Raw genomic sequence first — 23526 nt, 5'->3', positions numbered from 1 at the left:
CGGGTGGGATCAGCAGGACGGCACGGGCTCCCCGGCCTTGATCCCCTCCAGCGCGTCGAGCGCGCTGTCCAGGTCGGTCACCTTCACCAGGCGCAGGCCCTCGGGTGCCGCGGCGGCGGCCTCCGCACAGTTGGCCTGGGGGACCAGGAAGGTCGTGGCACCCGCCTCGTGCGCCGCGACCACCTTGAACGAAATACCCCCGATCGGGTCGACCTGCCCCTTCTCGGTGATCTCCCCGGTGCCGGCGACCTGCTCGCCCGCCACCAGGTCGCCCGGGGTCATCCGATCCATGATGGCCAGCGCGAACATCAGACCGGCGGAGGGGCCGCCGACGTCCTGGAGGCTGATCTCGACGTCGAACGGCACATCGGCCCGGTCGATCGGCTGCAGCCCGATGAAACCCTCGGACCGCTCCGGGTCGGGGTGCTCGGCGAGGGTGAGCGATTCGGTGCGCTGCGGCCTGCCCTCGTGCTGGAAGGTCAGCGAGATCGTCTGGCCGGGTTCGGTGTCCGCCAGCGCGGCCCGGACGTCGTCCTCCTTGGTGATCTCCTTGCCGTTCACCACCAGCAGCCGGTCCCCTGCGGAGAGCACGTGGTCGGCGGGGCTGCCCGCCACGACCTCCTTCGCGAGCACCTTCACCGGGTGGCCGAGCCTGCGCAACGCGGCCACCTCGGCATTGCTCTGCGAGTCCTGGAACTGCTCGACGTTCTCCTTCTTCACCTCGGCGTCGCTCTCGCCCGGCTTGAAGTACTCCTCCCGGGGGGCGAGCGCGAACCGGCCGCTCACCCAGAGTCCGAGCGCGCCGAAAAGGGTCACCTCGTCGTCGAGGGACACCGTGGTCATCCGCAGCTGGCCGGAGGTCGGGTAGCTCTGGTGTCCCTCGATCCGCACCACCTGGGTGCCGTCGACGGTGCCGAGCGTGTTGTAGGTCGGCCCGGGGCCGAGCGCCACGTAGGGCACCCGGACGAACGCGCCGAGCAGCCCGAAGACGGCGAACAGCACGCCGCTGAGCAGCAGGGTCCACCCCCGCCTGCTCAGCCGGAACGCACCCGCGGTGGCGGTGGTCTCCGGGGGCGGCGGTGGCAACGCGCCCGGTGATGTGTTCCCCTTGCCGGGCGCCCCGGCTTCGTCCCGCGACTCACTCACAGCGTGACAGCGTACGGTGGTGGTAGTCGGTTGGTGGTTCAGCCTCACCCGGCTGGTCCTTCGCACCCTGAGTTACCCGCGTACGGTGGTGTTATGAGCAATCCCCCGTTCGGCTTCGGACTGCCCGATCCCGACAAACGCGGTGAGAACGAGCCTTCGGACTCCGGCGGCGGTCAGCAGCAACCCGGCGCGGGTGCCGACGCCTTCAACCAGCTCGGCCAGATGCTCAGTCAGCTCGGCCAGATGCTCAGCCAGGCGGGCAGCTCGACCGGGCCGGTGAACTACGACCTGGCGAAACAGATCGCCATGCAGCGGATCAACGAGTCCGGCGGCGGCACCATCGGCTCCGGCTCGCAGTCCGGTGAGTCCGCGGTACACGATGCGGCACACCTCGCGGAGCTGTGGCTGGACGCGGTGACCATCCTGCCCGCGGGCGCGCGGACCACCGTCGCCTGGTCCGCAAGGGACTGGGTGGAGCAGACCCTGCCCACCTGGCAACGGCTGTGTGATCCGGTCGCGAAGCAGATGTCCGGCGCCTGGGTACAGGCGTTACCCGAGGAGGCCAAGCAGGCCGCGGGCCCGCTGCTGTCCATGGTGGGGCAGATGGGCGGAATGGCCTTCGGCTCCCAGCTCGGCAACGCGCTGGCCGAACTGGCCTCCGACGTGCTGACCTCCACCGAGGTCGGTCTGCCGCTCGGACCGGACGCGACCTCCGCCCTGCTTCCCGCGAACATCGAGAAGTTCACCGAGGGCCTGGAGCGTCCCGGCAGCGAGGTGTTGGTGTTCATCGCCGCCAGGGAGGCCGCGCACCAGCGCCTGTTCGCGCACGTGCCGTGGCTGCGGCAACGGCTGCTGGCCACGGTCGAGGAGTTCGCCAGCGGCATCACGGTGGACACCACGGCGCTCGAGCAGCTCGCCAGCCAGGTCGACCCGAGTAACCCCGCCAGCATCGAGAACGCGATGTCCTCCGGTCTGCTCGAACCGCAGACCACCCCCGAGCAGCAGGCGGCCCTGACCCGCCTGGAGACGCTGCTCGCGCTGGTCGAGGGCTGGGTCGACGTGGTCGTCGCGGAGGCCGTCGACACCCGGTTGCCGGGGGCGGAGGCGCTACGCGAGACTCTGCGCCGCAGGCGGGCCACCGGCGGTCCGGCCGAGCAGACCTTCGCCACCCTGGTGGGACTGGAGCTGCGGCCCCGGCGGATGCGCGCGGCCGCCTCGCTGTGGAAGCAGGTTGGTGACCAGCACGGCATCGAGCAGCGGGACCAGCTGTGGTCGCACCCCGACCTGCTGCCCACCGCCGAGGACCTGGACGATCCCGCCGGGTTCGCCGAGCGGGCCGGCCGGACCGGCGACGGCATCGATCCGATGGCGGAGCTGGAACGGACCGAGCGGGCCGAGCAAGAGGACGCCCAGCGGGAGAATCGGGACGACACCGGCGACCGGGATCAGAACGACAAGGACTGACCCACCCGCGGGGGCGAGTCGGCCCTGACCGAGCCGGTTTCCGGTCGGCGTGCGCCACGCGTTACGTCGTGTACCGACCCGCTGAGACAGTTCTCAGTCTTCCGTATCGCTCAGGCCCCAGCCGGCGGCTGCCGAGAGGCCTTCGAGGTACCCGATCGCCCGTTCGGTACGCGGGTATCTCCGGACCAGGCGCCAGAACTGGGCGTCGTGCCCGGCGACCCGCAGGTGGGCGAGCTCGTGCACGAGCACGTAGTCGAGCACCCACGACGGCACGTCGCGTAGCCGCTCACTCACCCGAATCGTCCGGTCGACCGGCGTGCAGGAGGCCCAGCGGGTCCGCATCGGGCGGACCCAGCGAACGCTGGCGGGAGCGACCGTGTTGTCGAGGTACCGCGCGGACAGCTCGGCGCAGCGCAACAGCAGCGCCTCGTCGGACGCGCGCGCGGGCGAGGCTCGCCTGGTCTCGGTGCGTTGCAGCTTGCGTTGCATCTCGGCGACCCAGTGCTCCTCCTCCTTCCTGCTCATCTTGGCCGGGATCAGCACGACGAGCGTGTCGCCATCCCGGTACGCGGTCACGGTGCGGCGCCGGCGTGCGCTGCGCCGCACCTCGATCTTCTGTTGTGGAATCTCTGGCTGCGGAGTTCGCGGCTGCGAGTTCTTCTTGCCTCGGTTCCTCAGCGAGGGCACCCGTGCTTCGGCCACCCATCCACCGTAAGGGCAGCGACCGACAACGCGGATGGTTTCTCCGCCACATCCTCCAGTTGTCCACAGAGCCCTTGGCACTGTGGACAAAGCGGGGTGTTCTTAGCGGACGGTTAGCGGTTCGGGCGCACCCTGATCTGCATGACCGAACAGTTACCCGACGTGACACTGCCCGAGCGGCCCCGGCTGCTGCCCGGGCTCGAAGTGCTGGAACGTGACGCCGGCGAGGTCCAGATCGGGCTCGATCCGCGGCATGCCGTTGTCGCCTCCGGGCTGCCGCGGCCGGTGATCGAGATCCTGCGGGGGCTCGACGGCTCCACCAGCACGCGCGCCCTGCTGGACCTTGCCGCGGACGAGGACGCCGAGCACCTGCGGGCGCTACTGACCGGGCTGGTCGAGCGCGGGCTGCTCGAGGATGCCGGGTCGCCGGACGCGGAGTTGCCCGAGCACTGTGCGCTGGTGATGTACGGCGGTGGCAGGTTGGCGGTCGCGATGGCCACCCTGCTGGCCACGGCCGGGGTCGGCCACCTCGACGTTCGGGCCACCGGCATGGTCACCGGCGACGAGCTCGGCTCCGGCTACACCGCGGCCGATGTCGGCCGGCCCAGCAGGCTCGCCATCCTGCACGCGGTGCGCAGGGCCAACCCGAAGACCCGCACCACCCGGCTGACCCGCCCGCAGGAGCCGGACCTTGTGCTGCTCACCGATGCCGTGGTGCCCGCTCCCGAGGTGGTCCGCGAGCTGGTCGCCGACGGCCTGCCGCATCTGCCCGTGCGGGTTCGGGAGGGCACCGGGATCATCGGGCCACTGGTGTACCCCGGCCGCAGCAGCTGCCTGCGCTGCGCCGACCTGCACCGCACGGCACGCGATCCGTCCTGGCCCCGGCTGGCGGGCCAGCTCGCCGGCCGCACCCAGCACGCGGAGCTGAGCACCGTGCAGGCCACCGCGGCGCTGGCCACCACCCAGGTGCTGCGTGCGTTACGTCACACCGGCGAGCCACCCCCGGTGTGGAACGCGGCCCTTGAGATCGACGCCTACGACGGCACGGTCGCCCACCGCTCCTGGCTGCCCCACCCGGAATGCTGGTGCGGCGCGAAACCGCCGCGGCTCGTACCGCCCGTGCGGTAGTGGTTTCTTACGCCCGCAAACGGCTGCGCAAGGGCTGATCGACAAGGCAGAATCGCGGGCGTGACCGACTTCCGCGACTCGACCGACGACCGTGCCTCCGCGATCCCGCGCCGGGCCGCGGCACGCACGGCGAGACTCGCCAGCCTGCCGCTCGGTATGGCGGGAAGGGCGGTCGGCGGCTGGGGCAGGCGGCTGGGCGGGCAGGACGCCAGGGAGGTCAACGCCGCCATGTCCGCGCGGGCGGCCGAGCAGCTGTTCGAGGTGCTCGGCACCCTCAAGGGCGGCGCAATGAAGTTCGGTCAGGCGCTGAGCGTCTTCGAGGCGGCGGTGCCGGAGGAGATGGCGGCGCCGTACCGGGAGGCGCTGACCAAGTTGCAGTCCGCGGCCCCACCGATGCCCGCGCGGCAGACCCATCGAGTGCTGGCCGAGCAGCTCGGGCGCCGCTGGTCCGAGCGGTTCGCCGAGTTCGACGACGAGCCGGCCGCCGCGGCCAGCATCGGCCAGGTACACCGCGCGGTGTGGCACGACGGCCGCGAGGTCGCGGTCAAGGTGCAGTACCCAGGCGCGGACGAGGCGCTGCGCAGCGACCTGCGGCAGCTACAGCGGTTCGCCAGGCTGTTCCAGACCCTGGTGCCCGGCACCGAGGTCAAGCCGCTGCTGGCCGAACTGGCCGCCCGGATGGACGAGGAGCTGGACTACCGAACCGAGGCGGACAACCAGCGCGGGTTCGCCAAGGCGTTCGCGGGCGACGATCAGATGCTGGTGCCCAAGGTGGTCGCGAGCTCGCCAAAGGTCGTGGTGACCGAATGGGTCACCGGGACCCCGTTCGCCCGGATCATCCAGGACGGGACACGGGAGCAGCGCAACGAGGCCGGCAGGCTGCTCGCCGAGTTCCACTACTCCTCCCCCACGCGGGCGCACCTGCTGCACTCCGATCCGCATCCCGGTAATTTCATGCTGCTGGAGGACGGCAGGCTGTGCGTCATCGACTTCGGCGCGGTTGCCAGGCTGCCGGAAGGCGCCCCGCTGACCTTCGGTGTCATCATGCGGCTCGCGCTGGAGGGTCGCTCGGCGGAGTTGCTGGACGCGCTGCGAGCGGAGGGGTTCGTCCGGCCGGGCACCGAACTCGATGCCGAGGACGTCTATGCCTACCTCGCCCCGCTCGTCGCGCCGCTGACCCGGGAGCGGTTCCACTTCACCCGGCGGTGGGCGCAGCAGCAGGCCGGCCGGATAGGTGACACCCGCGGCCAGGATTTCCGCACCGGGCGATCGCTGAACCTGCCGCCGAGCTGGTTGCTGATCCACCGGGTCACCGCGGGCGCGGTGGGCATCCTCTGCCAGCTCGACGCCGAACTGGAGTTGCGCGCCATCGTCGATCGCTGGCAACCGGGCTTCCACGAAGGGGCCGGGTAGCCCTGCGACGGGTCGCCGCGGGCACCGAGTTGTCCACAGGGCGGCTTCGAAGGACGATTATCGCCCGTTGACGCCTCGAGTTGTCCACAGCTGTCGGATTTTTCTGCGCCGGGCGCACCCAGCCGGGCAGCCTCGAGGCATGACCCACGCGATCCGCGCGGCCGTGACCGCGCCACGTATCGGAGCCACCGACGGGGTGGCGACCAAGGCACAGTTGCACGCGGCCGGAGTATCCGACCGGGTGATCGCCAACCGCTGCCGTCCCGGCGGCCCGTGGCGGCGACTGACGTCCTCGGTCGTCCTGCTCGGCACCGGTTCCCCTACCCGCATGCAGTTGCTCCGCGCCGCGGTCGGCCAGTTCGGCAGGGATGCGGTGCTCACCGGGTTCGACGCCCTCGACGCGCACGGGGTCGAGCTGCCCCCGCCGCGTCCGGTGCATGTCCTGGTGCCGGGGTACCGGCGGATGTTGCCACCGGAGTGGTTCCTGCTGGAACGCACCGCGCGGCCGCCGGATCCGGTGTGGATCGGCGGCCTGCCGTTCGCCCCGCCGGAGCGCGCGGCCCTGGACGCGGCGCGCAGGGAGAGCGATCCGGAGAAGTTGCGCAAGCTGCTGGCGCTTCCGGTGCACCAGGGCCTGTGCACGGCCGAGCACCTACACGCCGAGCTGGACCGGGGCAATCAGCGCGGTTCCGCCGCGGTCCGGCTCGCCCTGCGCGAGCTCGGGCCGATGCGGGACGTCTTCCTGTACGGGCCGGCGAGACGGTTGGTCGCCGCCCTGCCGATGCCCGCGCCGAGCTGGGATGTGACCATCTGTGACCTGCGCGGCACGCCGATCGGCGCGGTGGACGCGTGGTGGGACGAGGCCGGAATGGGGTGGCAGTTCGGCTCGCCACGGGACGGCACCGGTCGGCTGCACCATCTCGCGCTGACCGCCGCCGGGGTGGTACTGGTGCGCAGCACCACCGACCAGCTACGTACCGACCCCGACGGGGTCCGCAAGCAGTTGGCCCGCGCCTTCCGCACCGCGGCGCGAAGACCGCGGCCCGCCGTCGAGTCGGTCAGGGCGGTGGCGGCATGAACGGACCGCATCCCGGCACGCGGCACCCGCTCACCAGTACTCGCCGGGCAGTTTCCCCTCGATGTCGCGAACATGCTGCCGGGCACAGGACGGGCACAGCCAACGCTTGGCGCCCCGGTCGAAGTCGGCGACCCAGGCCAGCAGCCGGCCGGGATCCGCCGGGTCCCGCCGCGCACCGCAGCGGAAGCACGCCGCGGGCCCGTCAGCGCCGGGGTCGCTGCCCTCGATCACTGGCGCGGCTCCTTCGCGCGGCTCATGGCAATCGACCGTAGTGCACGGTCCGGGCGTACTTCAGGAAGACGTCGGTCCGGTTGCCGAGGTATTCCGGTGTCCGCGGATCGAGTAGCAGACCCAGAGCGTCCCGGTCCTCCTGGTCGATCCGGTCATCGGTGGTCTCGGCGAGCCAGGACAGCCGTTCGAGTGCGTAGTCCAGGACCGGGCCCGTGGCGGGCGCCGGGTGGTCCACCAGATACGTGAAGGAGGTGACGTCCACCAACCCGGCCTTGCCGAGCGCCGTGGACCAGCCGTACGGCATCCGGACCGCATCCGGCATCGATGTCCGCAGTTCGAGGAACCACCCCTCCCGCGCGGCCTGCAGCCTGCCTTCAAGGCCCGGCTTGCCCACGCCCAGATCCCAGGGCAGCAGCCGCTGGTCGAGCCCGCCCTCGGCGAGGGCGAGCCGGCCACCGCCACGCAATGCCGCGACCAGCCGGTCGATGGCGGCCTGCTGGTCGGGAAGGTGATGGACGACGGCGGAGGCCCAGATCAGGTCGGCGGGCGGCACCAGGTCGCGTACCCCTGCGGTACCGGCGTCGGCGACCACGGTGTCGACCGTGATGCCCCGGCCCGCGCCGGCCGCGGCGGTCCTGGCGGCATCGAGGAGTTCGTCGACGGCGTCCAGCAGGACGATGGTCCCGCCCGGACCGGCGGCGAGCGCACCGGCGAGCGCGGCACTCATGCCGCCCGAACCGGAGCCGACATCGACCACGGTGGGCTCGGGTGGCAGGTCGGCCACCAGCCGGTCGGCCACGGTACGCAGGCTGTCCTTCTCCAGCGCGTCCAGCCTGTGCATCCGGGGGAGCTCCGCCGCCCAGTCCAGGTCGTCATGAGTATGCGCTGACATGAACGACATCTAATCATCGAGCAGAGTGCCGTGCCGATCCGTTTTCGATCGGGGATAGGCCGGAGGGGAGGGGGCGGGGCCCCTCCCCTCCGGGTCAACGCCAGTTCGGGAGCGGTCTCAGGAACGGTGGGATCTGATCCTCCCGCGGATCGTCCGGAACCACCGGCGCGAGGACCGCCGGGAAGGCGGTGTCCGGTGGCCGCGGACGGCCTCCTCCACATCCCGTATTCGGGCTCTGGCCAGCTCTTCGTAGAGCAACATCTCCGGAATCTCCTTGAACATGTTCGGCGCGGCACTCGGCGTGCCGAACGGCCGATTGCGGTCGGTGCGGATGGTCCGCAGTGAGGTCGCGGTTATCTGGTTCATGCCGCCGCGCTCCGCTGTGCGTCTGCGGTGTCCTGCCCGGCGACGGGGTTCTTGCGCGGCCGGCCCCGCGGACGCTTGCGCGCCACGACGGCACCGCGCTCGAAGATCTCCCCGCCCCAGACGCCCCAGGGCTCACGCCGTGCCAGCGCACCTGCCAAGCAGGCCGCCCTTACCGGGCAGTCGGTGCACAGTTGCTTGGCTCGCTCGAGGTCAGCGGGAGCTTCGGCGAACCACAGGTCCGCGTCGCCCGCGCGGCAGGGCAGTTCGCGGTCCGGTGCGGCGACCGCGTCGAGCAGTTCGCCGACACCCGGGTCGACAAGTTCGTCGGGAAACGCCTTCCCTGCTGCGAAGGCGATGGCCGATGACATCCGTTCTCCTTTGTGTGTTGTGGCGGTTTGCTGTGCGGCGGAGGCGTCCGAGCCAGAAACTTGGCCCGAACAGCACGAAGGCCGCGGATCCGGTAACGGTTCCGCGGCCTTCGTGAGCCTGTTCTCCTGACGGAGCTGTCAGGGACTTCGCTCATGTTCAGACGACGGAACACTGACCGGCTTCTCGGTCGGCAGGTCAAAGGTCACCGGGCGGATGGCAGCGTTCATGGCCCCAGCGACAGCGATCTGGCCGAGGTCGACGCGCGCGCGATCGGCGTGCGTGATCTGCTGGATAGCCGGACCGGCCCAGGACACGTTGATCCCCTGGCCCGCGAGAGCGGCCGGCGCGATGGCACGGCACAGCGAGGCGCCAGGGAAGCTGCCGTAGTCGTAGCCGTCCATCCTGACACCTCCTCTCTCATCTCCGCCCGAACCGTTCGCCACATCTCAGCGGCTGAACGTGGGCGCTCCACCCAGTACCTGCAGGCTATTGCTCCTGGGCAGACCGGTGCAACTAATTTTCCGGAAATCTCCACGATCTGCCGAAAACGGGCTCTGATCAGGGCTTTTGGCAGAGTGGTCGTGGGCCGCTACCGGGAGCCGGACCCGTGCACCACGGCGAGCACCTCGGCGCCGAACCGTTCCAGCTTGTTGGCGCCGATCCCGGAGATGGACACCAGCGCGCCGTCGTCGACCGGCCGCTGCTCGGCGATCGCCACCAGGGTGGCGTCGGTGAACACGACGAAAGGGGGCACCTTCAACTCCCGAGCCCGCTCCACGCGCCAGGCCTTGAGCCGAGCCAGCAGATCCTCGTCCACATCCGAAGGGCATCCGGTGCACCGGCCGAGCTTGACCTCCATGGTCGCGGTCAGCGTGCACCCGCACACCCGGCAACTGGTCCGCTTACCAGCGGCCTTGGGTTGGGGACGCCCCGCCCGCGCGGCGGGGTGATGCTCCGGCAGCAGGCCGTAGAGGAACCGGCTCCGCCTGCGCTGCCTGCGACCGCCCGCGCCACGGGCCAGCGCCCAGGACAACTCCAGCCGCTCCCTGGCACGGGTGATCCCGACGTAGAGCAGCCTGCGTTCCTCCTCGATGGCGCCGCTGTCGCCGTCCGCGTGCTGGATCGGCACGGTGCCCTCGGCCAGGCCGACCAGGAACACCGCCGCCCACTCGAGGCCCTTGGCCGCGTGCAGGGAGGCGAGGGTGATCCCCTCGACGGTCGGCGGGTGCTGCGCCGCGGCCCGCTGTTCCAACTCGGCGACGTACCGCGCCAGCTCCGGGGCCTCGACGGTGTTCTCGAGTTCCTCGGCGAGCTCGACCAGCGCGAGCAGCGCGTCCCAACGTTCCTTGGCCGCCCCGCCGGACGGCGGCTGCTCGCTCAGCCCGACCGGATGCAGCACCGACCGCACGACCGTGGCCAGGTCGCCGCGGCGGTCGGCGTCCCGCGCGGCGGCGGTCCGCAGCGCGGCCATCGCCTGCCGCACCTCACGCCGGTCGAAGAACCGCTCACCGCCCCGGACGAGGTACGGGATGTCCAGCTCGGTCAGTGCCTGCTCGTAGGCCTCCGACTGGGCGTTGACCCGGTACAGGACGGCGACCTCGCTGGCCGGTATGCCGGAATCGAGCAGCTCGCGAATCCGGTGGGCGGTGGCCTCGGCCTCGGCGGTCTCGTCCTCGTACTCGGCGAACCGCGGCGGCGGACCGTCCGGGCGCTGCCCGACCAGCCGGAGCCTGGAACCCGCCGGCCGGTCCTTCGCCGCCCCGATCACCGTGTTGGCCAGCTCGACCACCTGCGGGGTGGATCGGTAGTCGCGTTCCAGCCGCACCACGGTGGCCTCCGGGAAACGCCTGGTGAACTCCAGCAGTTGCCGGGGCGACGCCCCACCGAAGGAGTAGATCGTCTGGTTCGCGTCCCCCACCACGGTCAGGTCGTCTCGGCCCCCCAGCCAGGCGTCGAGCAGCCGCTGCTGCAGCGGCGTGACGTCCTGGTACTCGTCCACCACGAAGCAGCGGTAGCGGTCCCGGAACTCCTCGGCCACCGCACTGTGCTCCTCCAGCGCCGCGGTGGTGTGCAGCAGCAGGTCGTCGAAGTCGAGCAGCCGTGCGCCGTTCTTGATCTCCTCGTAGGCGCGGTAGACCTCGGCGACCCTGGCCGCGGGCTCCGGGATGTCCCGCTGGGCGCGCAGGGTTACCGCCGCGTAGTCGTCCGGGCCGACCAGCGAGGCCTTGGCCCACTCGATCTCGCCGGCGAGATCGCGCAGCACCTCGGCCTCGGTGTTCACGCCGACCCGGTTGGCCGCCTGGCCGACCATCCGCAGCTTGCCGTCGAGCAGGTCCCACTGCTGGTCCCCGACCACCCGCGGCCAGAAGTAACGCAGCTGGCGCATGGCCGCCGCGTGGAAGGTCCTGGCCTGCGCGCCCTCCACCCCGAGCGCGCGCAGCCGGGTTCGCATCTCTCCCGCCGCCCGCGCGGTGAAGGTGACCGCGAGCACCTGCCCCGCCGCCACGTGCCCGGAGCGGACGAGGTAGGCGATCCGGTGGGTGATCGTCCTGGTCTTGCCGGTCCCGGCGCCGGCGAGCACGCATACCGGCCCGCGCGGGGCGCACGCTGCCGCTCGCTGCTCGGGGTCGAGCCCGTCGAGCAGACCCGAGCCCGGCTTCGAGGAAGGTGCGCTACCCACGGCCGGCATCCTCGCAGAGGGGGCCGACGCACCCACGCCTGGCCACCCGGCCGTATCCTGGGACGCATGGCGGGTAAGCAGGACAAGGAAGCTGCCAAGCAGGCCAAGCAAGCCAAGCGCGCGGAGAAGAAGGCCAAGCGAGGGCAGATCTTCCAGGCGTTCAAGATGCAGCGCAAGGAGGACAAGGCGCTCATCCCCTGGATGGTGGGTGCCGTCCTGGTGGTGACCGGTGTCGTGTTCGGCATCGGCTATCTGCTCGGCATCCAGTGGGCGCTGCTGCCGATCGGCATCATGCTCGGCCTGCTCGCCGCCGTGATCATTTTTGGTCGCCGGGTACAGAAGACCGTGTACGCCAAGGCCGACGGCCAGCCGGGGGCGGCCGCATGGGCACTGGACAACCTGCGCGGCCGCTGGCGGGTGACGCAGACGGTGGCGGCCACCACCCAGCTGGACGCGGTGCACCGGGTGCTCGGCGGCCCAGGCGTCGTCCTGGTCGCCGAGGGAGCCCCGCACCGGGTCAAGGGCCTGCTCGCGCAGGAGAAGAAGCGAGTGTCCCGGCTGGTCGGCGAGACGCCGATCTACGACGTGCAGATCGGGCACGAGAAGGGCCAGGTCCCGCTGCGCAGGCTGCAGAGCCACCTGATGAAACTGCCTCGCAACCTGAAGCCGAAGCAGGTGGACGCGCTGGAGGCCAAGCTGGCCGCGCTGGGTAACCGTGGCGCCGCCACGCCGAAGGGTCCGATGCCGCAGGGCGCCAAGATGCGCAACATGCAGCGGACCATCCGCCGCCGCTAGCTGGTCGATCACGTTCGCACCGCGTTGTCGGACCCGGCGCTTACAGTGAGGTCGTGACCGAGCGCGAACCTTTCCGGGTGCAGCTGAAGGTGCGGCACTACGAGCTGGACACCCTGGGCCATGTCAACCACGCCGTGTACCACTCCTATGCCGAGGTCGCCCGGCTCGAGCTGATCGAGCGGGCGGGCGGGCTCAAGGGCGGCCTGCGGGACGCCAACCTGGCCGCGGTACTGCTGGAATCGCACATCAGCTTCCGCAAGGAGCTGCGCGCCGGCGAGGTCATCGACGTGACCTGCGAGACCAAGTTCGGCTCCGGCAAGACCTTCGTGATGAACTCCAACATCTACCAGGCCGACGGCACCCTCGCCGCCGAGATCAGCTGCACGCTCGGGCTGATGGACCTCGAGCGGCGCAAGCTGGTCCCCGACCCGCGGGGCAAGTGCGACCAGGCGGGCATGGACCTGGAGCTCCTGGGCGGGGCCACCGCGTAAGACCGCACAAGCCGGTAAGCCGAACGTCGTTACGGCACCTGTATCGTGACGAACGGCCGGTCCCGCGCGGTGGCGGAACCGGCCGTTGTGTCGCGGTGACGGCCCCGGGTGGTCGAGAACAGACGTTCTGACCAGGTCAAGGCCGATACCGGCTCACACGTCGTAGTAGAGCGCGAACTCGTAGGGGTGCGGGCGCAGCCGCAGCGGGTCGATCTCGTTCTCCCGCTTGAAGGCGATCCAGGTCTCGATCACGTCGGGGGTGAACACCCCGCCCTCGAGCAAGAAGTCGTGGTCGGACTCCAGGCTGTCCAGCACGGAACCGAGGTCGCCCGGCACCAGCTTGACGTCCTTGGCCTCCTCCGGCGGCAGCTCGTACAGGTCCTTGTCGATCGGGTCCGGCGGCTCGATCTTGTTCTTGATGCCGTCCAGGCCGGCCATGCTCATCGCGGCGAAGGCCAGGTACGGGTTACCCGAGGAGTCCGGGCAGCGGAACTCGGCACGCTTGGCCTTGGGGTTGTTGCCGGTGATCGGGATCCGTACACAGGCCGAGCGGTTGCGCTGGGAGTAGACCAGGCTGACCGGCGCCTCGAAGCCGGGCACCAACCGGTGATAGGAGTTCACCGTCGGGTTGGTGAAGGCGAGCAGGCTCGGGGCGTGCTTGAGCAGGCCACCGATGTAGTGCCGCGCGGTGTCCGAAAGCCCGGCGTAGCCGGACTCGTCGTGGAACAGCGGCGCACCGTCCTTCCACAGTGACTGGTGGCAGTGCATGCCCGAGCCGTTGTCCCCGAACAGCGGCTTGGGCATGAAGGTGGCCGTCTTGCCCGCGTCCCACGCCGTGTTCTTCACGATGTACTTGAACAGCTGCAGGTCGTCCGCGGCGTGCAGCAGGGTGTTGAACTTGTAGTTGATCTCGGCCTGGCCCGCGGTGCCCACCTCGTGGTGCGCGCGCTCGATGCTGAAGCCGGAGCCGGTCAGCTTCTGCACGATCTCGTCACGCAGGTCGGCGAAGTGGTCCACCGGGGGCACCGGGAAGTAGCCGCCCTTGTACTTGGTCTTGTAGCCGCGGTTGCCGCCCTCCTCGTCGGCGCCGGTGTTCCACCAGCCCTCGACCGAGTCGATCTCGTGGAAGGAGCCGTTCTCCGCGGAGTCGAAACGCACCGAGTCGAAGATGTAGAACTCCGCCTCCGGCCCGAAGAACGCCGTGTCGGCGATGCCGGACTCGGTGATGTACTGCTCCGCCTTCCGCGCGATGTTGCGCGGGTCCCTGCTGTAGGGCTCGCGGGTGAACGGGTCGTGCACGAAGAAGTTCAGGGACAGCGTCTTCTGCTTGCGGAACGGGTCGATCCGCGCGGTTTCGGCGTCCGGCAACAGCAGCATGTCCGATTCGTGGATGGACTGGAAGCCCCGCACCGACGAACCGTCGAAGGCCAGTCCCTCGTCGAAGGCGTCGTTGTCGAAGGCCTTCGCGGGGACGGTGAAGTGCTGCATGACGCCCGGAAGGTCACAGAACCTGACGTCGACGAATTGCACGTCCTCATCCGCGATGAGACGCTGGATATCGTCTGGAGTAGTGGACACCCTCGATAACTCCTTCAGCTCGGCGAGTTGGTCGGCGAGTAGTCGGCCAACCTCGATGCCGGATCGCGCGTTAGTCTCTTCGGTTCACGCTAAGAGCGCGGTGTTGCCCGACCGTCACCCGAGTGTTTCGCCGGTGTTAACGGATAGGTCGATACCGGATAGTCGACCAGGGCGGACGGGTCGGGCGCCAGCGGCATACCCTGGACGGGTGGCGAGATGGACCGGGGAATGGCTCTCCGCACCGGCGACCGCCCGCCAGGCGAGCAGCGCTGAGCCGCCGCGCTGGCCGGGCGAGCACCTCGGCCTGCCCGAGGACGGGGTGGGCGCCGCGGCGGGCGGGGGCCGCCGCCTGCTCGCGCTGCTGCTCGACCTCCTGCTCGCCTCGCTGATCACCGCCTTGTTCCGGCGGCCCGTGCTGGACGACCCGGCCGTGATGCAGGACTTCAACCTGCTCGCCATCGGGATATGGGTACTACTCACCGTGAGTCCAGTAGCACTGTTCGGATTTACCCCGGGCATGGGTGTGTGCGGTATCCGGGTGGGCAGGCTGGACGGGGCCAAGTTCCTCGGCCTGTGGCGCGCGCTGGTGCGCGCCGCGCTCACCTTTCTGATCGTGCCGGCCGCGGTGCGCAACGTGGACGCGCGCGGCTGGCACGATCGGCTGACCGGCACCGTGGTGGTCCGCCTGCGCTGAGGGGCGGGCTCAGTCCTCGTAGAAGAGCCGCTCGACCACGGCATGTGCCCTGCGGGTGGTGCGCCGGTAGTAGTCGACGAACTCACCGGGGTCGTCCTCGACGGAGTAGCCGAGGACGCTGGCCACGGTGGTGAGCTCCCGCCCCGAGGAGGGGAGCTGGTCCACGGCCTTGCCGCGGACCAGCATCGCCGCGTTCCGCGCCTTCGTGGCGAGCATCCAGGCTTCGATCAACGAGTCCACATCCGCCGCCTCGGCGAGCCCGGCCCGCACCAGGGCACGCAGGGCTTCCGGGGTCGAGGTGGTGCGCAGGTCCGGAATCTCGTGCGCGTACCGCAGCTGCCAGAGCTGGGCGGTCCACTCCACAGCGGCGAGCCCACCCCGGCCCAGCTTGGTGTGCGTGGTCCGGTCGGCTCCCTTGGGCATACGTTCGGTGTCCACCCGTGCCTTGATCCGGCGTACCTCGCGTACCTGCGCGGCGTCGAGCCCGCCCTCCGGGTAGCGGATGGGGTCGATCAGCTCGCCGAAACGTTCCCCGAGTTCCACATCGCCTGCCACGAACCGCGCCCGCAGCAGCGCCTGTGCCTCCCACACCTCGGCCCAGCGCGTGTAGTAGGCACGATAGGAATCCAGGGTGCGTACCAGTGGCCCGCTGCGCCCCTCCGGTCGCAGGTCGGCGTCCACCTGCAAGGCAGGGTCCTGGCTTGGTGCACCCAGCGCCTGCCGCACCGTTTCGGCGACCGAGGAGGCGAACCGCACCGCCTCGGCGTCGGTCGCCTCGCCGACGGGCGCACAGACGAACAGCACATCCGCGTCGGAGGTGTAGCTGAGCTCGGCGCCGCCCAGCCTGCCCATCCCGATCACGGCGATCCGCGCGGGCTCGCCGCCGACCTCGGCCACCCGCTTGCGGAGGGCGGCGGCGAGCGCGCTCTGCAGCACCGCACCCCACACCGAGGACAGCGCGGCGCACACGTCAGGGACCTCGAGCAGGCCGAGCAGGTCGGCGCAGGCCACCCGCAACATTTCGTGCCTGCGCAGGGAGCGCGCCGTGCGCACGGCCGCGCCGAGCCCCGGCTGCCTGCGGGCCGCCGCGCGCAACGAGCAAGCCACCTCGTCGGTGGATCGGTGCGCGAGCTTCTCCGGGTCGCCGAGCAGTTGCAGTACCTCGGGTGCACGCACCAGCAGGTCCGGGACCAGCCGGGAGGTGCCGAGCAGCACGGCCAGCCGTTCCACCACGGCCGAGGTGTCCCGCAGCACCCGCAGGTACCACGGCGTCTCGGCGAGCGCCTCGGAGACCCGCCGGTACGCCAGCAGCCCGCCGTCCGGATCCGGGGTGTCGGCCAGCAGGTCGAGCAACACCGGCAGCAGGGCCTGCTGGATGGCGGCACGCCTGGACACACCCGTGGTGAGCGCGCCGATGTGCTGCAGCGCGCCGTCCGGCGCGGCGTAGCCGAGCGCGGCCAACCTGCTGGCCGCCTGCTTGGTGGTCAACCGCAGGGCCTCGGTCGGCACCTTCGCCACCGACTCCAGCAGCGGGCGGTAGAACAGCTTCTCGTGCAGTTTCCGGATACGCTGCGCATGCCGGCGGAACTCGGCGAGCAGCACCTCACCAGCGGGTTTGCCTCGTACCGACCGCACCCCGCAGGCCCTGGCAAGCCTGCGTAGCTCGCCGGTCTCGGAGTCGTCCGGGAACAGGTGCGTCCGCCGCAGCCTGCGCAGCTGTAGCCGATGCTCGACCGTGCGCAGGAACTCGTAGGACTCCTCGAGCTCCGCGGCATCGGCACGGCCCACGTAACCGCCCGCGCCCAGCGCGTCCAGCGCGTCCATGGTGGACGGTGAACGCAGCTCGGGGTCGGCACGACCGTGCACCAGCTGCAGCAACTGCACGGCGAACTCCACATCGCGTAGCCCGCCCCGGCCCAGCTTCAGCTCGCGGTCGACGATCTCGGCAGGCACATGGCGCTCGACCCTGCGCCGCATCCGCTGCACGTCGGCGACGAAGTTCTCCCGCTCGGCCGCGGCCCAGACCATCGGCGCGACCAGGTCGGTGTACCGCCTGCCGAGCTCCACGTCCCCGACCACGGGGCGAGCCTTGAGCAGCGCTTGGAACTCCCAGGTACGAGCCCACTTCTTGTAGTAGGTCTCGTGCCCGTCGAGGGTGCGCACCAGCGCCCCCGCCTTGCCCTCGGGCCGCAGCGCGGCATCCACCTCGAAGCAGGACTTGCCGACCACGCGCAGCATCGTGCTCGCCAACCGGGTGGCGAGCCGCTGGTCGCCCTCACCGACGAAGATGACATCCACATCGCTGACGTAGTTCAACTCCCACCCGCCACACTTCCCCATCGCGATCACCGCGAGCGTGGTGTCCCCCGGTTCGCCGACCTCCCGCTCGGCGACGGCGAGACCGGCGGCGAGCGCGGCCTCGGCGAGCGCGGTGAGCCGCCCGGTGACCTCGGCATAGGGCAGGCCGGCGAGACCGTCCTCGACCAGGTGTCCCAGATCGGCCGCGGCGATCTCGGTCAGCAGGGCACGGTAGCCCACCCGAAGCGCATGCTGGGCCTCCTCGAGGGTCAGCGTGCCGGACTCGGCCCGCACGGCCGCCAGCAGCGCGGTGGTGTAACCGGTGGGCGGTGTGGGGGCCGGACCGGTGAGCCTGCGCCACTGGCCCGGCTCGCTGACCAGGAAGTCCGCCAGTGCGCTGGACGAACCGAGCACGGCCAGCAGTTGACCACGCAGGCGGGCATTCCCCCGCAACGACTCGTCCAGCTCCGGCCACGCTTCCGGATCGGTCTCCCACAGGCGTTCCAGACCACGCAGGGCGAGGTCCGGGTCCGGGGTGCGGGACAGGGCGGTGAGCAGTGGTTCGGTCCCCGCGACCGGGCCGGCCGCGTCCCACCAGCCAACGGCCCGAAGCTGCTCCGCCGCCCGGTCATCGGTGAAACCGAAGCGCGCGGGGGACGCGGTTTGCCGTGCTCGGTCTGCCATCGCACTCACTGTGGGGTTTCTCGGCCGCGCGAACCCGGGCGTTGCCGGCCTGGGTATTCACCGTAACCGGGTAGCCACGCCCGCGCCTCGCCCGTCCGCGCGGTTCAGGCCAGTGGCAGCGTATGCCGATGCCCGGCCGGCTCCCGCGTTCCCGCGGCCAGTTCGGCGAACCGCCGGGCGAACGGCGCCCAGGTGTCGGCGAGGTCGCCGTGCAGCCGGTCGAGCCGTTCGGTCTCGAACGCGTCCGCCGGGGCGTACTCGGCCGCGTCCGGAGTCTCGGCCAGCCAACGCTGGACCACCTCGGGCGTGGTCTCGACGTGGAACTGCACCCCGTAGGTGCAGCGGCCGAGGCGGTAGGCCTGGTTCGGGTACAGCGGCGCCGAGGCGAGCAGCTCGGCCGAGGGGGGCAGCTGCTCGATGACGTCCCGATGGAACTGCATCACGTCCTGCATCAGCGGCAGCTCGGCGAACAGCGGATCGGTCCAGGCCACATCCCGCTTGGAGACCAACGCCGGGCCGACCTCCGGGCCGCTCTTGCCCCGCCCGACCATGCCGCCACACGCGACAGCCAGCAACTGGGCACCGAGGCAGATACCAAGAGTCGGCAACCCGTTGCCGGCGGCGGAGGCAAGCAGCCTGCGGATCCCCGCGAGCCACGGGTGCTCCGCGTCATCCTCCGCGCCCATCTCGCCGCCCAGGCACACCACACCCTGATAGCCGTCGAGGCCGTCCGGCAGCTCGTCCATCGGCGGCCTGCGCACGTCCAGCTCGGCGCCGGCGGCGGTGAGCCAGTCGCCCAGCGGTCCGGGTGGGTCACTTTCGTCCGGCTGAATGATCAGCAGTCGTGGGGTGCTCACGCCGCCAGGGTACGACCTCCCTCGAACCCCGCCGCGCCGCCGCCCCCCGGCAGTTCGGCCGGGGATCAGCAGGTGCAGGGGGTCGCGGGACCGCTGGAGGCCGACGGGTCGCCGTCCAAGGGGTAGCCGGCCGCCCGCCAGGCGGTGATGCCGCCGGCGAGGCGTTTCACCAGGAAACCCAGCTCGGCCAGCCTCAGCGCGCCCTTGGTGGCCGCGTTGCACTGGAAGCTCTCGCAGTAGCAGACGTAGACCTTGCTCCGGTCCAGGTGGGCGGTGCTCTCCGCGGTCAGCTCGCGGTACGGCAGGTTGATCGCCCCGGGGATCCGGGCCTGCGCGAAGGCCTCCCGCGAGCGGGCCTCCACCACCACGTAGCCGTGCTGGTCGCCATCCGCGAGGTCACGCGCCAGGTCGTCCGGATCTGCCTCGAAGGCCAGTTCTGCGGCGAAGAACTCGGCCGCGGCGCCTGCCGTCCCGGCCGGATGGGTCAGCACTCGAGGTTGCGGTGTCATGGACCGATCATGTACCGCCGCAATCTCGGCGAACATGGCCCAATCCAGGTGTTTCGACACGCTAGCCTGGAATGTCACGGCACGACGCGATGTGGGAGCCCGCTGGTGGACCTCGACGACGTGGACTGGAAGCTCCTCGAGCTGTTGCAGGCGAACGGCCGGATGACGTTCACCGAGTTGGGCAAGCGGGTCTCCCTTTCCGCACCCGCGGTGACCGAGCGGGTACGCAGGCTGGAGGATCGGGGAGTCATCACCGGCTACTCCGCTCGGATCGACTGCGGCAAACTCGGCCTGCCCATCGAGGCGATCGTCCGGGTTCGGGTACGCAGCCTGGACGGGCCACGGTTCCGCGCGACGATCATCCCGCTTCCCGAGGTGATCAGCGCGGACCATGTCACCGGGGACGAGTGCTGGATCCTTCGGGTGGTCTGCTCGTCCACCGGCGAGTTGGAGCAGTTCGTGGAGCGAGCCCAACGGTACGGCGAGACCAGCACCTCGCTGGTGTTCTCCTCGCCCCTGCGCCAGGGGACGATCACCCGCCGCCATCCCTGAATCAGCTCGAATCGAATCCTGGGCATAAAAAAACCGGAGCCCCGGGAGGATTTCTCCTCGACCGGGGCTCCGGCTCAAGTATGTTCGGCGGTGTCCTACTCTCCCACACCCCTTCGAGTGCAGTACCATCGGCGCTGGTGGGCTTAGCTTCCGGGTTCGGAATGGGACCGGGCGTTTCCCCACCGCCATAACCACCGAAACTCTCTGAAACACACACTGGTGTGGTGTTTCAGAACCGTAGAGCGGATGCGTAACATCTTTGTGGGCAAGCCCTCGGCCTATTAGTACCAGTCAACTCCACACATTACTGCGCTTCCATCTCTGGCCTATCAACCCATTCATCTCATGGGGGCCTTAACCCTCTCGGGGTGGGAGACCTCATCTTGGAACAGGCTTCCCGCTTAGATGCCTTCAGCGGTTATCCCTTCCGAACGTAGCCAACCAGCCGTGCTCCTGGCGGAACAACTGGCATACCAGAGGTTCGTCCGTCCCGGTCCTCTCGTACTAGGGACAGCCTTCCTCAAGTCTCCTACGCGCGCGGCGGATAGGGACCGAACTGTCTCACGACGTTCTAAACCCAGCTCGCGTGCCGCTTTAATGGGCGAACAGCCCAACCCTTGGGACCTACTCCGGCCCCAGGATGCGACGAGCCGACATCGAGGTGCCAAACCATGCCGTCGATATGGACTCTTGGGCAAGATCAGCCTGTTATCCCCGGGGTACCTTTTATCCGTTGAGCGACACCCCTTCCACCAGGTGGTGCCGGATCACTAGTCCCGACTTTCGTCCCTGCTCGACCCGTCAGTCTCACAGTCAAGCTCCCTTGTGCACTTACACTCAACACCTGATTGCCAACCAGGCTGAGGGAACCTTTGGGCGCCTCCGTTACTCTTTGGGAGGCAACCGCCCCAGTTAAACTACCCATCAGGCACTGTCCCTGAACCAGATCATGGCCCGAGGTTCAGATTTCCCATTCGACCAGAGTGGTATTTCAACAATGACTCCACCAACACTAGCGTGCCAGCTTCACAGTCTCCCACCTATCCTACACAAGCCGAACCGAAAACCAATACCAAACTATAGTAAAGGTCCCGGGGTCTTTCCGTCCTGCCGCGCGTAACGAGCATCTTTACTCGTAATGCAATTTCGCCGGGCCTGTGGTTGAGACAGCCGGAAAGTCGTTACGCCATTCGTGCAGGTCGGAACTTACCCGACAAGGAATTTCGCTACCTTAGGATGGTTATAGTTACCACCGCCGTTTACTGGCGCTTAAATTCTCAGCTTCGCCCCGAAAGGCTAACCGGTCCTCTTAACGTTCCAGCACCGGGCAGGCGTCAGTCCGTATACATCGAATTGCTTCTTCGCACGGACCTGTGTTTTTAGTAAACAGTCGCTTTCCGCTGGTCTCTGCGGCCAACTCACCCTAGCCCGCGCAGGGCTTCAGGTGCTCTGGCCCCCCTTCTCCCGAAGTTACGGGGGCATTTTGCCGAGTTCCTTAACCACAGTTCACCCGCTCGCCTTAGTATTCTCTACCTGACCACCTGTGTTGGTTTGGGGTACGGGCCACATGTGCACTCGCTAGAGGCTTTTCTCGGCAGCATAGGATCACCCTACTTCGCCTCACTCGGCTACGCATCACGTCTCAGGATCCATGCGGTGCGGATTTACCTACACCACTCCCTACACGCTTACACCAGTACTACCACTCACTGGCGGGGCTACCTTCCTGCGTCACCCCATCACTTGGCTACTACAAGATCAGGTCCCACGCTCCACCCGGCTCGACCCGAAGGTCTCACCCGGCTTCGGGTGGTTAGTCTCACCTGCCTCACCAGGGACGCACACACGCGGGTACGGGAATATCAACCCGTTGTCCATCGACTACGCCTGTCGGCCTCGCCTTAGGTCCCGACTTACCCTGGGCGGAACAGCCTGGCCCAGGAACCCTTGGTCATCCGGCGGCAGAGATTCTCACTCTGCTTTCGCTACTCATGCCTGCATTCTCACTCCCACACCCTCCACCACTGGTTTCCACCGTGGCTTCACCGGATGCAGGACGCTCCCCTACCCACCCACACGACTACACACCCACCCAAAGGCAGGCGCGGATCACAAGTGTGAGTGACACAGCTTCGGCGGTGTGCTTAGCCCCGCTACATTATCGGCGCAGGACCACTTGACCAGTGAGCTATTACGCACTCTTTCAAGGATGGCTGCTTCTAAGCCAACCTCCTGGTTGTCTCGGCAATCCCACATCCTTTTCCACTCAGCACACACTTAGGGGCCTTAGCTGGCGCTCTGGGCTGTTTCCCTCTCGACGATGAAGCTTATCCCCCACCGTCTCACTGCCGCACTCTCACACACCCGTATTCGGAGTTTGGTTGATGTCAGTAACCCGGTAAGGCCCCTCGACCACCCAGTAGCTCTACCCCAGGCGTGAAACATGCGACGCTGCACCTAAATGCATTTCGGGGAGAACCAGCTATCACGGAGTTTGATTGGCCTTTCACCCCTACCCACAGCTCATCCCCCAGGTTTTCAACCCTGGTGGGTTCGGGCCTCCACACCGTCTTACCGGCGCTTCACCCTGGCCATGGGTAGATCACTCCGCTTCGGGTCCAGACCACGCGACTCCATCGCCCTCTTCGGACTCGCTTTCGCTACGACTACCCCACACGGGTTAACCTCGCCACGCAGCACTGACTCGCAGGCTCATTCTTCAAAAGGCACGCCATCACCCGAAGGCTCTGACGGCTTGTAGGCACACGGTTTCAGGTACTCTTTCACTCCCCTCCCGGGGTACTTTTCATCTTTCCCTCACGGTACTCGTCCGCTATCGGTCACCAGGAAGTATTTAGGCTTACCGGGTGGTCCCGGCAGATTCACAGCAAATTCCACGAGCTCGCTGCTACTCGGGAACACCATCCAGACACCACGCCACAGCTTTCGCGTACGGGACTCTCACCCACTCCGGTCCGCCATCCCAAACGGTTCCACTAGCCACAACGCGCATCCCCAGGAGTGTCAGCCCCTGGACAATGGGTCCCACAACACCGCACACACAACACCTGACAGCTTGACATGCGCACGGTTTAGCCTCCTCCGCTTTCGCTCACCACTACTCACGGAATCACTCTTGTTTTCTCTTCCTACGGGTACTGAGATGTTTCACTTCCCCGCGTTCCCTCCACACACCCTATACATTCAGGTGTGGGTAACACTCCATCACGAGTGCTGGGTTTCCCCATTCGGACACCCTCGGATCTCAGCTCGGTTGACAGCTCCCCGAGGCTTATCGCAGCCTCCCACGTCCTTCATCGGCTCCTGATGCCCAGACATCCACCATGTGCCCTTAAAAACTTGACCACAAAGATGCTCGCATCCACTCTACAGTTCTCAAACACCACACCCAGAAACAACACCACGTGTTGCCTCAGGACCCAACAGCGCGCCTTGCAAACACCAGCACCATCACCACAGCCAGCTTTCCACACCCCCACCCACAGGAAGGGGCAGTACACACTCACCATGCCCACAGCACCAGCATCACCAGCAGTCCACACTTCCTCGAGCACACCAGGCGGCACCACACACGGGCA

Annotated in this window: 20 protein-coding genes and 2 rRNA genes; 8 read left to right on the top strand and 14 right to left on the bottom strand. The window is 68.6% G+C overall.

The window, feature by feature from the left end:
• Positions 1 to 9 precede the first annotated feature (9 nt).
• Positions 10 to 1146, bottom strand: a complete 1137-nt coding sequence (locus tag FB471_RS23820; RefSeq protein ID WP_246076544.1) for a YlbL family protein — start codon at positions 1144 to 1146, stop codon at positions 10 to 12.
• A 93-nt stretch (positions 1147 to 1239) separates the two neighbouring features.
• Here FB471_RS23820 and FB471_RS23815 point away from each other — a divergent pair, with 93 nt between their 5' ends.
• Positions 1240 to 2610 carry a zinc-dependent metalloprotease gene (locus FB471_RS23815; protein ID WP_142000597.1) on the top strand — a complete coding sequence of 457 codons (1371 nt, stop codon included), beginning with the start codon at positions 1240 to 1242 and terminating at the stop codon, positions 2608 to 2610.
• A 93-nt stretch (positions 2611 to 2703) separates the two neighbouring features.
• Here the strand turns inward: FB471_RS23815 and FB471_RS23810 are convergent, their stop codons facing one another.
• A complete protein-coding gene (locus tag FB471_RS23810) occupies positions 2704 to 3222 on the bottom strand; it encodes a M48 metallopeptidase family protein (RefSeq protein ID WP_142002385.1) in 519 nt (172 codons plus the stop codon).
• A gap of 231 nt (positions 3223 to 3453) precedes the next feature.
• On the opposite strand from FB471_RS23810, the gene FB471_RS23805 reads away from it, so the two are divergent.
• The 3 genes from FB471_RS23805 (at position 3454) to FB471_RS23795 (ending at position 6931) form a co-directional block, all read left to right on the top strand.
• A complete protein-coding gene (locus FB471_RS23805; protein WP_142000596.1) occupies positions 3454 to 4440 on the top strand; it encodes a TOMM precursor leader peptide-binding protein in 987 nt (328 codons plus the stop codon).
• Between the two features lie 60 nt (positions 4441 to 4500).
• On the top strand, positions 4501 to 5853 hold the full coding sequence (locus FB471_RS23800; protein ID WP_142000595.1) for an ABC1 kinase family protein: 1353 nt from the start codon (positions 4501 to 4503) through the stop codon (positions 5851 to 5853).
• A 139-nt stretch (positions 5854 to 5992) separates the two neighbouring features.
• Positions 5993 to 6931: a hypothetical protein gene (locus tag FB471_RS23795; RefSeq protein ID WP_170220905.1), complete on the top strand. Its 939-nt coding sequence runs from the start codon at positions 5993 to 5995 to the stop codon at positions 6929 to 6931.
• A 30-nt stretch (positions 6932 to 6961) separates the two neighbouring features.
• Here FB471_RS23795 and FB471_RS23790 read toward each other — a convergent pair whose 3' ends face one another.
• The 6 genes from FB471_RS23790 to FB471_RS23765 all read right to left on the bottom strand — a co-directional run bounded on the left by FB471_RS23790 (position 6962) and on the right by FB471_RS23765 (position 11478).
• Positions 6962 to 7162: a hypothetical protein gene (locus tag FB471_RS23790; RefSeq protein WP_246076543.1), complete on the bottom strand. Its 201-nt coding sequence runs from the start codon at positions 7160 to 7162 to the stop codon at positions 6962 to 6964.
• Positions 7163 to 7184: 22 nt separating this feature from the next.
• On the bottom strand, positions 7185 to 8054 hold the full coding sequence (locus tag FB471_RS23785; protein WP_142000594.1) for a class I SAM-dependent methyltransferase: 870 nt from the start codon (positions 8052 to 8054) through the stop codon (positions 7185 to 7187).
• A 117-nt stretch (positions 8055 to 8171) separates the two neighbouring features.
• Positions 8172 to 8420 carry a hypothetical protein gene (locus FB471_RS23780; protein ID WP_142000593.1) on the bottom strand — a complete coding sequence of 83 codons (249 nt, stop codon included), beginning with the start codon at positions 8418 to 8420 and terminating at the stop codon, positions 8172 to 8174.
• On the bottom strand, positions 8417 to 8788 hold the full coding sequence (locus FB471_RS23775; RefSeq protein ID WP_142000592.1) for a WhiB family transcriptional regulator: 372 nt from the start codon (positions 8786 to 8788) through the stop codon (positions 8417 to 8419). Before FB471_RS23775 ends, FB471_RS23780 begins: the two co-directional genes overlap by 4 nt.
• A gap of 138 nt (positions 8789 to 8926) precedes the next feature.
• Positions 8927 to 9190: a hypothetical protein gene (locus FB471_RS23770; RefSeq protein ID WP_142000591.1), complete on the bottom strand. Its 264-nt coding sequence runs from the start codon at positions 9188 to 9190 to the stop codon at positions 8927 to 8929.
• Positions 9191 to 9378: 188 nt separating this feature from the next.
• The gene (locus FB471_RS23765) at positions 9379 to 11478 is read right to left on the bottom strand and encodes an ATP-dependent DNA helicase UvrD2 (RefSeq protein WP_142000590.1); all 2100 of its coding nucleotides are present in this window, start codon (positions 11476 to 11478) and stop codon (positions 9379 to 9381) included.
• A 57-nt stretch (positions 11479 to 11535) separates the two neighbouring features.
• Here FB471_RS23765 and FB471_RS23760 point away from each other — a divergent pair, with 57 nt between their 5' ends.
• Both FB471_RS23760 and FB471_RS23755 read left to right on the top strand, forming a co-directional pair.
• Positions 11536 to 12264, top strand: a complete 729-nt coding sequence (locus FB471_RS23760) for a DUF4191 domain-containing protein (RefSeq protein ID WP_142000589.1) — start codon at positions 11536 to 11538, stop codon at positions 12262 to 12264.
• 53 nt (positions 12265 to 12317) lie between these two features.
• Positions 12318 to 12755, top strand: a complete 438-nt coding sequence (locus FB471_RS23755; RefSeq protein WP_211358115.1) for an acyl-CoA thioesterase — start codon at positions 12318 to 12320, stop codon at positions 12753 to 12755.
• A gap of 153 nt (positions 12756 to 12908) precedes the next feature.
• Here the strand turns inward: FB471_RS23755 and glnA are convergent, their stop codons facing one another.
• Entirely contained in the window at positions 12909 to 14333 is a 1425-nt protein-coding gene (glnA, locus tag FB471_RS23750; protein ID WP_142000588.1) for a type I glutamate--ammonia ligase, read from the bottom strand.
• A 208-nt stretch (positions 14334 to 14541) separates the two neighbouring features.
• Here glnA and FB471_RS23745 point away from each other — a divergent pair, with 208 nt between their 5' ends.
• Positions 14542 to 15027: an RDD family protein gene (locus tag FB471_RS23745; RefSeq protein WP_142000587.1), complete on the top strand. Its 486-nt coding sequence runs from the start codon at positions 14542 to 14544 to the stop codon at positions 15025 to 15027.
• Between the two features lie 9 nt (positions 15028 to 15036).
• Here FB471_RS23745 and FB471_RS23740 read toward each other — a convergent pair whose 3' ends face one another.
• The 3 genes from FB471_RS23740 to FB471_RS23730 form a co-directional block, all read right to left on the bottom strand.
• Positions 15037 to 18009: a bifunctional [glutamine synthetase] adenylyltransferase/[glutamine synthetase]-adenylyl-L-tyrosine phosphorylase gene (locus tag FB471_RS23740; protein WP_142000586.1), complete on the bottom strand. Its 2973-nt coding sequence runs from the start codon at positions 18007 to 18009 to the stop codon at positions 15037 to 15039.
• Between the two features lie 104 nt (positions 18010 to 18113).
• Positions 18114 to 18866, bottom strand: a complete 753-nt coding sequence (locus FB471_RS23735; protein WP_142000585.1) for a type 1 glutamine amidotransferase — start codon at positions 18864 to 18866, stop codon at positions 18114 to 18116.
• A 65-nt stretch (positions 18867 to 18931) separates the two neighbouring features.
• Entirely contained in the window at positions 18932 to 19375 is a 444-nt protein-coding gene (locus FB471_RS23730) for a rhodanese-like domain-containing protein (RefSeq protein WP_142000584.1), read from the bottom strand.
• Between the two features lie 105 nt (positions 19376 to 19480).
• Here FB471_RS23730 and FB471_RS23725 point away from each other — a divergent pair, with 105 nt between their 5' ends.
• Positions 19481 to 19927 (top strand): Lrp/AsnC family transcriptional regulator, encoded by a 447-nt coding sequence (locus FB471_RS23725; RefSeq protein WP_142000583.1) that lies wholly within the window; start codon positions 19481 to 19483, stop codon positions 19925 to 19927.
• A gap of 82 nt (positions 19928 to 20009) precedes the next feature.
• Here the strand turns inward: FB471_RS23725 and rrf are convergent.
• Positions 20010 to 20126, bottom strand: a 5S ribosomal RNA gene (gene rrf, locus FB471_RS23720).
• Positions 20127 to 20188: 62 nt separating this feature from the next.
• Positions 20189 to 23293, bottom strand: a 23S ribosomal RNA gene (locus tag FB471_RS23715).
• Between the last annotated feature and the right edge of the window lie 233 nt (positions 23294 to 23526).

The organism is Amycolatopsis cihanbeyliensis, assembly GCF_006715045.1.
Lineage (GTDB): Bacteria > Actinomycetota > Actinomycetes > Mycobacteriales > Pseudonocardiaceae > Amycolatopsis > Amycolatopsis cihanbeyliensis.
The sequence above is the reverse complement of the archived record's forward strand: the minus strand, read 5'-3'. Positions and strand labels throughout refer to the sequence as shown.